Annotated in this window: 8 protein-coding genes; 6 read left to right on the top strand and 2 right to left on the bottom strand. The window is 71.7% G+C overall.

Annotated elements, in window-relative coordinates; translation table 11 throughout:
- Nucleotides 1-621 precede the first annotated feature (621 nt).
- A complete protein-coding gene (locus ACFQ4O_RS09320) occupies nucleotides 622-1,740 on the bottom strand; it encodes a zinc-binding metallopeptidase family protein (RefSeq protein WP_378775421.1) in 1,119 nt (372 codons plus the stop codon).
- A 221-nt stretch (nucleotides 1,741-1,961) separates the two neighbouring features.
- Here ACFQ4O_RS09320 and ACFQ4O_RS09315 point away from each other — a divergent pair, with 221 nt between their 5' ends.
- The 3 genes from ACFQ4O_RS09315 (at nucleotide 1,962) to ACFQ4O_RS09305 (ending at nucleotide 8,889) form a co-directional block, all read left to right on the top strand.
- Nucleotides 1,962-5,276: a transglutaminase family protein gene (locus ACFQ4O_RS09315; RefSeq protein ID WP_378775420.1), complete on the top strand. Its 3,315-nt coding sequence runs from the start codon at nucleotides 1,962-1,964 to the stop codon at nucleotides 5,274-5,276.
- A 110-nt stretch (nucleotides 5,277-5,386) separates the two neighbouring features.
- On the top strand, nucleotides 5,387-7,855 hold the full coding sequence (locus tag ACFQ4O_RS09310; protein WP_378775419.1) for a circularly permuted type 2 ATP-grasp protein: 2,469 nt from the start codon (nucleotides 5,387-5,389) through the stop codon (nucleotides 7,853-7,855).
- Nucleotides 7,852-8,889 (top strand): transglutaminase family protein, encoded by a 1,038-nt coding sequence (locus ACFQ4O_RS09305; protein WP_378775418.1) that lies wholly within the window; start codon nucleotides 7,852-7,854, stop codon nucleotides 8,887-8,889. Before ACFQ4O_RS09310 ends, ACFQ4O_RS09305 begins: the two co-directional genes overlap by 4 nt.
- Here the strand turns inward: ACFQ4O_RS09305 and ubiG are convergent.
- Nucleotides 8,844-9,605, bottom strand: a complete 762-nt coding sequence (gene ubiG / locus ACFQ4O_RS09300; RefSeq protein WP_378775417.1) for a bifunctional 2-polyprenyl-6-hydroxyphenol methylase/3-demethylubiquinol 3-O-methyltransferase UbiG — start codon at nucleotides 9,603-9,605, stop codon at nucleotides 8,844-8,846. The two genes, ACFQ4O_RS09305 and ubiG, sit on opposite strands and share 46 nt — an antisense overlap.
- A gap of 119 nt (nucleotides 9,606-9,724) precedes the next feature.
- Between ubiG and ACFQ4O_RS09295 the strand changes: the two genes are divergently transcribed.
- The 3 genes from ACFQ4O_RS09295 (at nucleotide 9,725) to prfA (ending at nucleotide 14,446) form a co-directional block, all read left to right on the top strand.
- Entirely contained in the window at nucleotides 9,725-10,978 is a 1,254-nt protein-coding gene (locus tag ACFQ4O_RS09295; RefSeq protein ID WP_378775416.1) for an aspartate kinase, read from the top strand.
- Between the two features lie 106 nt (nucleotides 10,979-11,084).
- Nucleotides 11,085-13,361: a phosphoenolpyruvate--protein phosphotransferase gene (gene ptsP, locus ACFQ4O_RS09290; protein ID WP_378775415.1), complete on the top strand. Its 2,277-nt coding sequence runs from the start codon at nucleotides 11,085-11,087 to the stop codon at nucleotides 13,359-13,361.
- Nucleotides 13,358-14,446 (top strand): peptide chain release factor 1, encoded by a 1,089-nt coding sequence (prfA, locus tag ACFQ4O_RS09285; RefSeq protein WP_378775414.1) that lies wholly within the window; start codon nucleotides 13,358-13,360, stop codon nucleotides 14,444-14,446. Before ptsP ends, prfA begins: the two co-directional genes overlap by 4 nt.
- The last annotated feature ends 27 nt before the right edge of the window (nucleotides 14,447-14,473 follow it).

Genomic DNA, 14,473 nt, shown 5'->3' with positions numbered 1-14,473 from the left:
GGCGCCCCAAAACGACGCAAAAGCGCCTTCGCCTGATACTCATGTATGTTCATCGACGACTCCCCGTCGTTTCCGAAGGATGCGCGCCGCCGCGCCGAAACGGCCGCGCCACGGGGCGCGGACGGCGGCCGACGCGGGCGACCGCAGCGAAGACAGGCGCGCCCGCGGCCAAGCCGCCCGGCGCTCCCGATGACGTTCGCGCGCCCGCGGGTCCCGACAGCTGCGCGGCTGGCGCGCTTCGTGAGCTCCCGGACGGGCGCGGCCGGACCCTGATCCGGTCCGTTGGCGCGCATTTCGCCTGCGGCCGCAATCCGCTTTTCGACGAAGGCGGCCGGCGGGCGAAACCCCGCGCCAGCGTTTCTAGGCTGTGTTTCTTGCGCTGACGCGACACGCCGCCGCCGCTGCGGCGGTTCGCCGCCTCGGCGCTGCCCGGCCGGGAGTTGGCATGCCAGAGCCCAGCCCTGTCAAGCGCGCAGGACGCCGCGGCCGGCGGAAATCGTTCTTGCGCCGCAACATGTTAGCTGCTGCGGCGCGCCATCAGGACGAGGGATGGGGCTGTCCCCGCGGCCGGATGCGAGGCGCCGGCCGCGGATGGATCGTCGCCGGATCAGGCGGCCCGGATCAGGCGATCGCCTGCTCGGAGGGGGCCACGTCCGGCTGGGGCGGAGCGGCGTTCGCCGTCACCCGGCCATGGACCAGATCGTGGATGAAGGCGAGCTTGTGGATCACCGCCTCCGACAGCACGAAGGGATAGGCGTCGGCCGCGCCCATGGAGCGGTTGAGGGCGTTCAGGGCGCCGGCGAGCGCGATCCACGCCTCAACGATGCTCGCGATCGGGGTCGAGGCCGCGTAGGCGTTGAAGTCGATCTCCGCGGTCAGCGCGTCCTCCCGGTCGACGCGGGGATCGACCTTGAAGCCCCAGGCCCGGCCAGTGTCCAGCGTGTCGGTGATGTGGAGGTAGTGCGCCCAGGTCTCCGCGAAGTCCTCCCACGGGTGGGCGGCGGCGTAGTGGGAGACGAACTCGTTCTGCCAGCCGGGCTTTGGCCCCTCGGCGTAATGGGTCTGGAGCGCCTGGCCGTAATCCTGGCTGTCGTCGCCGAACACCGCCCGGCACGGCTCCAGAAGGCCGGCGTCGCGCACCAGCCGGTCCCAATACCAGTGGCCGACCTCGTGGCGGAAATGGCCGAGCAGGGTGCGGTAGGGCTCGCCCATGGAGGTGCGGCGCGTCTCGCGCTCGGCGTCGTCGGCCTCCGCCAGCGCGATGGTGATCAACCCCTCGTCGTGGCCGGTCATGACGTGGCCGGCGGCGGTCGGGTCCTCGCTCAGGAACTCGAAGCCGAGCCCCTCCGGGTTCTCCGCGCGGGTGACCAGCGGCAGCTTCAGCCGAATCAGCGTGTAGAACAGGCGGCGCTTCGCCACCTCCATCTTGCGCCACAGCTCCACGTTCGCCGCGTCGGCGGTGTTCGGGACCACAAGGTTGTGGCGGCAGGCGACGCAGAACGGGTCCTCGCCGTCCGCGGGCACGAGCCAGTTGCAGACGCCGTGCTCATAGTTCGCGCAGTAGCGCCACGGACGGTCGTCCGCCTTGGCGCCTACCGCGGTCCAGCCGCCGTCGGCGGGCTCCAGCGCGAACATGGCGTTGCTCTCGGGCTCGTAGCCGAGCGCGTGGTTGCAGCGCTCGCACACCACATTCTCGAAAAACACGACTTGGCCGCAGGACGGGCAGGCGAAGAGCTTCATGACCTTTAACCTTTCGGGCGACGCGGGCGCCCGCTTCATGCCGGACTGGCCCAAGAGCGCGCGAGACGGCGAAAGGTTCCGGACTTTCACACGGCGCCGTGAGAAACAGCGGCGGCCGCCTCCGATTGAGGCGCCGCCTTGGAACGCGGCGCCGGCCCCTTGCTGCGCCGACGGGGCCGGGTAAGCTTGCGCCGCCCTCAACGTCAGGACGCCTTTCGCCGATGTCGATCCTCGCCGCTCTGCACCACGTCACGCATTACCAGTACGACCGGCCTGTGACGCTCGGTCCGCAGATCGTAAGGCTCCGGCCCGCGCCGCACTCCCGCACCCGCACGCCGTCCTACGCGCTGAAGGTCACGCCCGCGAACCATTTCATCAACTGGCAGCAGGACCCATTCGGCAACTACCTCGCCCGCTTCGTGTTCCCGGAGCCGGTGACCGAGTTCAAGATCGAGGTCGATCTGCTCGCGGACATGACGGTCTACAACCCGTTCGACTTCTTCGTGGAGGAGAGCGCGGAGAGCTGGCCGTTCGAGTATGAGGAATCGCTCAAGGCGGACCTCAAGCCCTATCTCGAGACCGAGCCGCTCGGCCCGAAGCTGGAGACCTTCCTGAAGGAGATCGACCGCAGCGAGACCCGCACGGTCGACTTCCTGGTCAACTTCAACCGGACGCTGTCGGAGACGATCCGCTACCTCATCCGCATGGAGCCCGGCGTGCAGACGCCGGAGGAGACGCTGACGCTGCTCTCCGGCTCCTGCCGCGATTCGAGCTGGCTGCTGGTGCAGACGCTGCGCCGGCTCGGCTTCGCCGCCCGCTTCGTCTCGGGTTACCTGATCCAGCTCAAGCCGGACCTCGTGGCCCTCGACGGCCCGGCCGGCACGTCTTACGACTTCACCGACCTGCACGCCTGGACCGAGGTCTATCTGCCCGGCGCGGGCTGGATCGGGCTCGACGCCACCTCGGGCCTGCTCACCGGCGAAAGCCACGTGCCGCTGTCGGCGACGCCGCATTACCGCACCGCCGCCCCCATCAGCGGCGCGGCGAGCTTCGCGGAGGTGGAGTTCGACTTCGACATGTCGGTCACCCGCGTGGCGGAGCGGCCGCGGGTGTCGTTCCCGTTCTCGGACGAGAGCTGGACCGCGCTTGACGAGCTCGGCGAAAAGGTGGACGCGGAGCTTCGCGCCCAGGACGTGCGCCTGACCATGGGCGGCGAGCCCACCTTCGTCTCCATCGACGATTTCCAGTCGCCGGAATGGAACGCGGATGCGGTCGGCCCCCAGAAGCGCGGCCTCGCCGACGACATGATCCGCCGGCTGCGGGACCGGTTCGCCCCCGGCGGCTTCCTGCATTACGGGCAGGGCAAGTGGTATCCGGGCGAAAGCCTGCCGCGCTGGACCTTCTCGCTCTACTGGCGCAAGGACGGCAAGCCGATCTGGCGGAACCCCGACCTGATCGCCCGCGAGCGCCGCACCGCGCTCGCGAACCTGCCCGCGGCCGAGACCCTGACGCGGGAGATCGCCTCCCGGCTCGGCGTGCCCACCGACAACGCGCTGGCGGCCTACGAGGACCCGTCCTACTGGCTGGTGCGCGAGGCGCAGCTGCCCGAGAACGTGGACCCGTCCAATCCCAAGCTCGAGGACGCGGAGGAGCGCGCCCGCATCGCCCGCGTGTTCGACCGCGGGCTGAACACGCCCACCGGCTACGTGCTGCCGATCCAGTCCTGGCAGAGCCTCAGCGTGCGCTGGGCGTCGGAGCGCTGGTCGACCCGGCGCGGCAAGCTGTTCCTGTCGCCCGGCGACAGCGCGCTCGGCTACCGCCTGCCGCTGGGCGCCCTGCCCTATCTCGGCGCCGCCGACTTCCCCTACTTCTTCGCCGCCGATCCGGTGCGCCAGCTTCCGCCGCTGCCCGATCCGGACGAGATCGCCATCGCCCACCGCCAGCGGCGCATCACCACGCCGGACCAGCCCACCTGGCAGGCGCCCGCGACGGTGCAGGACGAGATCATCGGCCATGTGCGCACCGCGCTCTCGGTGGAGCCGCGGGACGGCAAGCTCTGCGTCTTCATCCCGCCGATGGAGTCGATCGAGGCCTATCTCGACCTGCTCGGCGCCATCGAGGATTCGGCCGAGCAGACCGGCCTGCCCGTGCAGATCGAGGGCTACGCCCCGCCGTACGACCCGCGGGTGAACGTGATCCGGGTCGCGCCCGATCCCGGCGTGATCGAGGTGAACGTCCATCCGGCGGCGTCGTGGCGGGAGGCGGTGGCGATCACCACCGGCGTCTACGAGGACGCGCGCCAGTCCCGGCTCGGCGCCGACAAGTTCATGATCGACGGCAAGCACACCGGCACCGGCGGCGGCAACCATGTGGTGGTGGGCGGCGCGACGCCGCTCGACAGCCCGTTCCTGCGCCGGCCGGACCTGCTGAAGTCGCTGGTGCTGCACTGGCAGCGCCACCCGTCGCTGTCCTACCTGTTCTCGGGCCTGTTCATCGGCCCCACCAGCCAGGCGCCGCGCATCGACGAGGCCCGTCACGACCAGCTCTACGAGCTTGAGATCGCCATGGCCAACGTGCCGGCGCCGGGCGAGGGCTGGCCGCCGCCGGCCTGGCTGGTGGACCGGCTGTTCCGCAACCTGCTGATCGACGTCACCGGCAACACCCACCGTTCCGAGATCTGCATCGACAAGCTCTATTCGCCGGACGGCCCCACGGGCCGGCTCGGGCTGGTGGAGTTCCGCGGCTTCGAGATGCCGCCGGACGCGCGCATGAGCCTCGCCCAGCAGCTGCTGATCCGGGCGATGATCGCGAAGTTCTGGAAGGAGCCCGCGGGCGGGGGCTTCGTGCGCTGGGGCACCCGGCTGCACGACCGCTTCATGCTGCCCGCCTTCGTCTGGGCCGACTTCCTCGACGTGCTCGCCGACCTCGGCCGCGCGGGCTACCCCGTGCGCGCCGAATGGTTCGAGGCGCAGTGGGAGTTCCGCTTCCCGTTCTGCGGCCGGATCGAGCGCGAAGGCGTCGGGCTCGAGCTTCGGCAGGCGCTGGAGCCCTGGCACGTCATGGGCGAGACCGGCGCCATCGGCGGCACGGTGCGCTTCGTGGACTCCTCGGTCGAGCGCCTTCAGGTGAAGCTCACCAACGCCGACCCGGCGCGCCACGTGGTCACCTGCAACGGCCGTCAGGTCCCGCTTTCGCCCACCGGCGTCGGCGGCGAGCAGGTGGCGGGCGTGCGCTTCAAGGCGTGGCAGCCGGCCTCGGGCCTGCACCCCACGGTGCCGGTGCACGCGCCGCTGACCTTCGACATCTACGACACGTGGTCGCGCCGCTCGATCGGCGGCTGCGTCTACCACGTGGCCCATCCGGGCGGACGCAACTACGACACCTTCCCGGTGAACGCCTACGAGGCGGAGGCCCGGCGGCTGGCGCGGTTCGAGGACATCGGCCACACCGCCGGCTTCTTCGTTCCCGTGACCGAGACGCCCGATCCGAGCTTCCCGCACACGCTCGACCTGCGCCGCCCCGCCGGGCCGCGCTGACGCCCCGAACGCCGGCGCCCGCCGTCATGGACGGCCGGGCGTTGCGGTTCGGCAATCGCCAAGCCCCGCGCGCTGCGCCATGATGCGGCCCCGACTGGAGTCCGCCGCCCGTGCCCGAAACCGAAACCCTCGCGGCCCCGCCGCCGCCGGACGTCGCCGCCGTGCGCGCGCTGCTGAAGGGCTATGCGCCGCCGCCGGGCATCTACGACGAGATGCGCGGGCCGGACGGGCGCATCCGTCCCCACTACCGGGAGATGATCGCCGCGCTGTCGCGCATGAGCGAGGACGAGCGCGGCCGCCGCTTCGCCAGCGCCGAGCAGTATCTGCGCGAAGCCGGCGTGTTCTACCGGGTCTACGGCGGCGCAGACGAGGGCGCGCCCTCGCGTGTGTGGCCGCTCGCCCACCCGCCGCTGATCCTCGACCGGGCGGAATGGTCGGAGCTCGAGGCCGGGCTGATCCAGCGCGCCCATTTCCTCGAGCGCCTGATGGGCGACCTCTACGGCGAGCGCCGGCTGGTGCGCGACGGCGTGCTGCCGTCGCCGATTCTCGGCCGCAACCCGGAGTTCCTGCGCCCGCTCGCCGAACAGGGCCTGTCGGGCCAGCCGCTGATCCGCTTCATCGCGGTTGATCTCGGGCGCGGCCCGGACGGGCGCTGGTGGGTGCTGAGCGACCGCACCCAGGCGCCGTCGGGCGCGGGCTTCGCGCTGGAGAACCGGGTCGCCAACACCCGCGCCTTCCCCGACCTCATCCGAAAGCTGAAGGTCGAGCGGCTGGCGTCCTTCTTCAAGGCCTTCCGCAAGGCGCTCTACGCGCTCGACGACGGGCGCGGCCTGCGGGTGGCGCTGCTGACGCCCGGCCCCCACAACGAGACCTATTTCGAGCACGCCTATCTGGCGCGCTATCTCGGCTTCCTGCTGCTGGAGGGCGGCGATCTGGCGGCTCACGGGCCGTCGGTGTCGGTGCGCACGGTGGACGGGGCCAAGCCGATCCGGGTGCTGTGGCGCCGCCTCGACGGCGATTTCGCCGATCCGCTGGAGCTCTACCCCCGCTCGCGCATCGGCTCGCCCGGTCTGGTGCGGGCGATCCGCGAGGGCGCGGTGGAGATGGTGAACGCGCTCGGCTCCGGCATTCTGGAGACCCGCGCGCTGCTGGCCTTCCAGCCGGCGCTCGCCCGCGCCCTGCTCGGCGAGGACCTGAAGCTGCCGACCGTCGCCACGTGGTGGTGCGGGCAGGAGGCGGAGCGCGACTTCGTCTCCGACAACCGCGACCGGCTGTCGCTCGCCGACGCCTTCCCCATCGCCTCGGGCGCGACGACGGAGCGGCGCAAGCCGCTCGACCTCGGCATCGTGCGCTCCGCCTCCGAGCGCCTGATCGACGCGCTCGACCACGGCGGCGGCGTGGACGTGGTGGGACAGGAGATCGTGGCGCTCTCCACCGCGCCGGTGTTCGTGGACGGCCGGCTGCAGCCCCGGCCTGTCACCATGCGCGTGTTCCTGTCGCGGGACGCGGACGGCTGGCGGGTGATGCCGGGCGCCTTCGCCCGCGTCTCCAGCTCCCCGGACGCGCGCGCCATCTCCATGCAGGCCGGCGGCCATTCGGTGGACGTGTGGATCCTGTCCGACACCGAGGACGAGAAGCCGGTGTCGCTGCTGTCGGATCGGCCGGCGCAGTTCTACCGCCGGCTGCCGAGCGCGCCGCCGTCGCGGGCGGCGGACAACCTGTTCTGGCTCGGCCGCTACGTGGAGCGCGCCGAAGCCGCCACCCGGCTCGTGCGGATCTATGCCGGCCGGCTGGCGGAGGTGGACGCCGAGGGCGCGATCGAGGCCTGTCTGCTCAAGACGCTGGTTGAGATCGGCATGGACAAGAAGGCGGCGCACCCCGCCGCCGGCCTGCTGGATTTCGCCGCCCAGGCCTTCGCCACCGCCTCCCGCATCCGCGACCGCTTCTCCCCCGACGGCTGGCGGGTGCTGGGCGAGATCGTGGATCTGGTGGAGGGCCACACGCCGAGCGACGACCCGCGGGCGCTGGCCGATCTCGCGAGCGGCGTGCTGACCCGGCTCGCCGGCTTCTCGGGCCTCGTGAACGAGAACATGTACCAGTTCACCGGCTGGCGCTTCCTGCAGTGCGGCCGCCGGGTGGAGCGGGGCCAGACCACGGCGGTGGTCGCCGCGGCGCTGACCAAGCCCGACCTGACCGAGGGCGGGCTGGAGGCTCTGCTCGAATACACCGACAGCCGCGTCACCTACCGCCGGCGCTACTCGGTGGACCTGTCGCGCGCGACCGTGGTCGACCTCGCGGTGCTGGACCCGCTCAACCCGCGCTCGGTCGCCTATCAGGCCAACGCCTTCGACGCGCTGCTGCGCGAGCTGCCGGGCCTGCGCCACGGCGAGACGCTGGACGAGGTGGCCCGCCGCTCCGCCCGGCTGAAGGTCCGCCTCGCCACCGGCGATCCGGAGGAGGCGACCATCCCGTTCCTGACCCGCATCGCCCATGATTTCGGCGACATCTCCAACCTGATGTCGGAGCGCTACTTCAGCTTCGGCCCGCAGCTCGGCGTGGAACGGCTGGAGGCGGAATGATCTACGACATCACGCTGAAGATCGCCTACGACTACCCGGACCAGGTGAAGGACGCCCGGCACATCCTGCGGGTGCGCCCGTCCCAGGAGCCGAGCCAGACGGTCTGGGGCGCGGAGATCGACATCTCGCCCCGGCCGGGCGAGCGGGTGCTGGACCAGGACTTCTTCGGCAACACGCTCGACCACGTGCTGCTGTTCCAGCCCCATCAGGCGCTCAAGATCACCATGCGCTCGCGGGTGGAGATCCACCGCGCCGCGCCGGACCTCGAGGCCACGCCGACGGTGGCGGAGATCGTGCGCGCGGCCTTCGCCTCCCGCGACGTCTCGGGCCGGGGGCCGATGCACTATCTCGGCGACAGCCGCATCGCCCACGCCTCGGAGGCGATGACCGCCTACGCCCGAAAGCATGTGGCCATGGACGCGCCGATCGGCGTCGCCATGCTGGCCTTCGCCAAGGCCATCACCAAGGAGTTCGCCTACAAGCCCGGCGCCACCACGGTGAACACGCCGGTGGACGAGGCCTTCGCCGCCCGCAAGGGCGTGTGCCAGGACTTCGCCCACATCATGATCTCCGCGCTCCGGGGCATCGGCGTGCCGGCGGCCTATGTGAGCGGCTTCCTGCGCACCATCCCGCCGGCCGGCCGGCCCCGGCTCGAAGGCGCCGACGCCATGCACGCCTGGGTCAAGGTCTGGCTCGGCGACCAGCTCGGCTGGCGCGGCTTCGACCCCACCAACGCCATGGCGACCCGCGACGACCACATCGTGGTGGCGGTCGGGCGCGACTATTCGGACGTGGCCCCGATCGACGGCGTTCTCATCACCGCCGGCCCCCAGAAGACGCGCCACACCGTGGACGTGATTCCGCTCGGCGAGCCGCAGCCGGTCCCCGCGCCCGACGCGGACAAGGCCGAGGCCACGGAGGACGAGGCGGCCGAGGCCGTGGCTGAAGCCGAGGCCAAAGACGACGCCGAGGCCGCCCCCGCGGCGATTCAGGCCCCGCCCACGGCGCCGGGCCTGCCCGCCGCCAAGGCGTAGTTCACCGTGACGTCGCCGCTCGAACGCCAGCGGTCCCGCAACGGGTCGTAGCGTATGCCCTTCGGCGTCTCGGGCTCCAGCCCCGCGGCCCGCGCCGCCGCCGCAAGCTCGTCCGGCGTGACGAAGCGGTCGTAGTCGTGGGTGCCGCGCGGCAGCCAGCGCAGCACGTATTCCGCGCCCACGATCACAAGCGCATGGGCGAGCCAGGTGCGGTTGATGGTGGAGAGCAGGACGATCCCGCCCGGCCGGACGAGGCCCGCGAGCGTCGCGATGAAGCCGGGCACGTCATTGACGTGCTCCACCACCTCCGAGGCCACCACCACGTCGAAGCTCGCGCCTTCGGCCAGCAGCTGCTCGGCGGTGGCGGAGCGGTAGGCGATGTCGAGACCGGCGTCCTCGGCGTGGACCCGCGCCACGGGGATGAGATCGGCGCCCGGATCGATCCCCGTCACCTCGGCGCCGAGCCGCGCCAGCGGCTCCGCCAGCACGCCGGCGCCGCAGCCCACATCCAGCAGCGTCAGGCCGGCGAGCGGGCGGATGGCCTGCGGGTCGCGGCCGAACCGCGCGGCGACGGCGTCGCGGAAGAGGGCGACGCGGGCGGGGTTGAACCGGTGCAGCGGCTTCATGGGTCCGTTCGGGTCCCACCAGCGGTCCGCGAGGGCGTCGAAACGGGCGACCTCGTCGCGGTCGAGGCTGGCGGCGTTCGGCGTCGTCATCGAAACATCGTCTCCGGCGTTGTGTCGGGAGAGGTCGGCGGCTATCTATACGCGCCTTTTTCGCCGATGGGCCTTCCGTCCGTCGCCCCCGACCGTTTTCCCGAGACCGATCCGTTCCGATGCCCCGCATAGTGATGAAGTTCGGCGGCACGTCCGTCGCGACCGTGGAACGCATCCGCAATGTGGGCGCCCACGTGAAACGCGAGATCGACGCGGGCAACGAGGTCGCGGTGGTGGTCTCGGCCATGGCCGGCGCCACCAACCAGCTCGTGGCCTGGACGAAAGAGGCCGGCGCCATCCACGACGCGCGCGAATACGACGCCATCGTCGCCTCCGGCGAGCAGGTGACGTCGGGCCTGCTCGCCATCGTGCTGCAGGGCATGGGCGTGCCGTCGCGCTCGTTCCAGGGCTGGCAGATCCCGCTGCGCACCGACGAGACCCACAGCTCGGCCCGGATCGAATCGATCGAGGGCGGCTCGCTGACCGCGATCATGACCGAGGGCCAGGTGCCGGTGATCGCCGGTTTCCAGGGCGTCGCCCCGGACGGACGCATCGCGACTCTTGGCCGCGGCGGCTCCGACACCAGCGCGGTGGCGGTGGCGGCGGCCATCGGCGCCGACCGCTGCGACATCTACACCGACGTGGACGGCGTCTACACCACCGATCCCCGCATCGTGCCGAAGGCGCAGCGCATGGAGCGCATCGCCTTCGAGGAGATGCTCGAAATGGCCTCGCTCGGGGCCAAGGTTCTTCAGGTGCGCTCGGTCGAAATGGCCATGGTGCACAAGGTCCGGCTGTTCGTGCGCTCGAGCTTCGACGCGCCGGACGCGCCGCAGGTGGGCCCGAACGGCCTGCCGCCCGGAACGCTCATCTGCGACGAGGACGAGATCGTGGAAAAACAGGTCGTCACCGGCATCGCCTATTCCAAGGACGAAGCCCAGATCACGCTCCGCCGCGTGAAGGACAAGCCGGGCGTGGCCGCGGCGGTGTTCGGTCCGCTGGCGGAGGCGGCGATCAACGTCGACATGATCGTCCAGACCGTCTCCGACGACGGCAGCACCACCGACATCACCTTCACCCTGCCGAGCGGCGATCTCCAGAAGGCGTCGCAGATCCTCGAGGCCCGCAAGGGCGGCCTCGACTTCGAGGCGCTGAGCTCGACCGACGACGTGTGCAAGGTGTCGGTGGTGGGCATCGGCATGCGCAGCCATGCGGGCGTCGCGGCCAAGGCCTTCGAGGCGCTGGCGGGCAAGGGCGTCAACATCCGCGCCATCACCACGTCCGAGATCAAGATCTCGGTGCTGATCGACGCGGCCTACGCCGAGCTTGCCGTGCGAACGCTGCATTCGCTATACGGGCTCGACAAGGCCTGACCGCAGGCGGGCCGGTCCGCGGCGTGGGGCCCGCGCGCCTGGGATGACGAGGCCGTAGACCCCGAGACGGCGCAAGGACGACGACCACCGATCCGGAGAGCGGAAGATGCGAGGCGCGTATGGCGGCCCGCGCGTGCTTTTGCGCCGGCTGCGCGAGGTCATGGCTGAGCCGGTCACGGCGCAGGAGCGGCTCGACCGCATTGTCGTCCTGATCGCGGCCAACATGGTGGCGGAGGTCTGCTCGGTCTACGTGCTGCGCGTGGACGGCGACCTCGAGCTGTACGCCACCGAGGGCCTCAACCGTGACGCCGTCCACCGCACCACGATGCGCAAGGGCGAAGGCCTCGTCGGCCTGGTCGCCGACGAAGCCGAGCCGGTCAATCTCGCCGACGCCCAGGCCCACCCCGCCTTCTCCTACAAGCCGGAGACGGGCGAGGAGATCTATCACTCCTTCATGGGCGTCCCGATCCTGCGCTCCGGCAACACGCTCGGCGTGCTGGTGGTGCAGAACAAGGCCCACCGCTCCTATTCCGACGAAGAGATCGAGGCGCTCCAGACCACGGCGATGGTCATCGCTGAAATGATCGCGAGCGGCGAGCTGGCGCCTCCCGGCGGCGGCGTGGAGCCCGTGGGCCGGCGCCCGGCCCATGCGGGCGGCTCCCCGCTGTCCGAGGGCATCGGCCTCGGCCATGTGGTGCTGCACGAGCCCCGCGTGGTGGTGAAGAACCTCATCGCCGAAGACGCCGCCGCCGAGCTGAAACGGCTCGATTCGGCGCTGGCGCGGCTGCGCGCCTCCATCGACGTGCTGCTGGACGAGGGCGACGTGGCCCGCGCCGGCGAGCACCGCGACGTGCTCGAAGCCTTCCGCATGTTCGCCAACGACCGGGGCTGGGGCCGGCGGCTGCACGAGGCGGTGCTCACGGGCCTCACCGCGGAGGCCGCGGTCGAGCGCGTGCAGTCCGACACCCGCGCCCGCATGCAGCGCCAGACCGACCCGTACCTGCGCGAGCGGCTGCACGATCTGGACGACCTCGCCAACCGCCTGCTGCGCGAGCTGACCTCGCCCGGCCTCGGCATGGCCCCCGCCGTGGCGGAGCTGCCGGAGAACGCCATCGTGGTCGCCCGCTCCATGGGCCCGGCGGCGCTGCTGGACTACGACCGCTCGCGCCTGCGCGGCCTCGTGCTGGAGGAGGGCTCCGGCTCCAGCCATGTGGCGATCGTGGCGCGCGCCCTCGGCATCGCGGCGGTCGGCCAGCTCGAGAACGCCACCGGGCTGGTGGAGGCCGGCGACGCCATCATCGTCGACGGCGTCTCGGGCGAGGTCCATGTGCGGCCGACGCCGGACGTGGAGCGCGCCTACGCCGACAAGGTGCGGTTCCGCGCCCGCCGGCAGGAGCAGTACCGCGCGCTGCGCGAGAAGCCGACCCGCAGCCAGGACGGCGTCGACGTCTCGCTCTATCTCAACGCCGGCCTGCTGGTGGACCTGCCCCACATCGAGGAGACCGGCGCCGACGGCGTCGGCCTGTTCCGCACCGAGCTGCAGTTCATGGTGGCGACCTCGCTGCCGAAGACCGCGGCGCAGGAGGCGCTGTACCGCTCGGTGCTGGAGGCCGCGCGCGGCAAGCCGGTGACCTTCCGCACCCTCGACGTCGGCGGCGACAAGGTGCTGCCGTACATGAGCATGGAGTCGGAGGAGAACCCGGCGCTCGGCTGGCGCGCCATTCGCCTCGGGCTCGACCGACCGGCGCTGCTGCGCACCCAGGTGCGCGCCATGCTGCGCGCCGCCGCCGGCCGGGACCTGCGCATCATGTTCCCCATGGTCGCGGCGGTGTCCGAGTTCGACGAGGCGGTGGCGGTGGTGCAGCGCGAGCGCGCGCGCCTCGACGCCCACGGCCACCGGGCGCCCTCCTCCATGAGCCTCGGCGTGATGGTGGAGGTGCCCTCGCTGCTGTTCCAGCTCGACGAAATCGCCCGCAAGGCCGATTTCCTGTCGGTGGGCTCCAACGACCTGATGCAGTTCCTCTACGCCGCCGATCGCGGCAACCCGCGCATTGCGACCCGGTTCGATCCCTTGAGCCGCGGCTTCCTGCGCTCGCTGCGCGCCGTGGCGCGGGCCGGCGCCAAGCACGGCACCCAGGTGACGCTGTGCGGCGAGATGGCCGCCCGGCCGCTTGAGGCCATGGCCCTGCTCGCCATCGGCTACCGCGCCATGTCGGTGTCGCCGGCGGCGGTCGGCCCGGTGAAGACCATGCTGCTGTCGCTGGACGTGGCCGAGGCCGCCGCCCTGCTCGAACCGCTGATCGACGCCGAGGACGGCCCCGCCTGCCTGCGCCCGGCGCTGCAGGCCTACGCCGCCAAACGGGGGCTTCCTGTCGAGCCGTGAACGTCGATCTTCCTGCCGATAAGCTTGACGCGGTGCTGGAACGCTTCGCCGCGGTCGACCACGCGCTGTCCGAAACCACGGACGGCGACGGTCTCGCGCGCCTCGGCCGCGAGCGGGCGGAGCTCGCGCCCGTGGTGGAGGCGATCGAGCGGCTGCGCGCGATCGAGGACGACATCGCCGACCTCGCGCTGCTCGCCGCCGAGATCGACGGCGATCCCGAGGTGCGGGCCATGGCGGAGGCCGAGCTCGCCGAGGCCCGCGACCGCCGCGACGAGGCCGCGGGCGCCCTGCAGCTCGAACTGCTGCCCAAGGACGAGGCCGACGGCCGCGGCGTCATCCTGGAGGTGCGCGCCGGCACCGGCGGCGACGAGGCGGCCCTGTTCGCGGGCGACCTGTTCCGCATGTACCAGCGCTACGCCGACGCCTGCGGCTGGAAGGTGGAGGTGCTGTCGACGAGCGAGGGCGCGGTCGGCGGCTTCAAGGAGATCGTGGCCGAGATCGCCGGCGTCGGCGTCTATGGCCGGCTGAAGTTCGAATCCGGCGTCCACCGGGTGCAGCGGGTGCCGGAGACCGAAAGCTCCGGCCGCATCCACACCTCCGCCGCCACCGTCGCGGTGCTGCCCGAGGCGGAGGAAGTGGACGTGACGCTGGACGACGCCGAGCTGCGCTTCGACGTGTACCGGGCGCAGGGCGCCGGCGGCCAGCATGTGAACAAGACCGAATCCGCGGTGCGCGTCACCCATCTGCCCACCGGCATCGCGGTGGCGGTGCAGGACGAGCGCTCCCAGCACCGCAACCGCGCCCGGGCGCTCGCCCTGCTCCGGGCCAAGCTCTACGATCTGGAGCGCGAGCGGGTGGACGGCGCCCGCGCCGACGCGCGCCGGGTGCAGGTGGGCTCCGGCGACCGCTCCGAGCGCATCCGCACCTACAATTTCCCGCAAGGCCGGGTGACGGACCACCGCATCAACCTCACGCTCTACAAGCTGGACCAGGTGATGGAGGGCGAGGGCCTCGGGGATCTGGTGGACGCGCTCGCCGCCGAGCAGCGCGCCCGCCTGCTCGCCGCCGAGGACGCGGCGGCGTGACGGCGACCTTCGGCGACGACCAGATCG

Source organism: Methylopila musalis, assembly GCF_042679725.1.
Taxonomy (GTDB): Bacteria; Pseudomonadota; Alphaproteobacteria; order Rhizobiales; family Methylopilaceae; genus Methylopila; species Methylopila musalis.
Note: the sequence above shows the minus strand (reverse complement) of the source record. Positions and strands in the feature narration are given on the sequence as shown.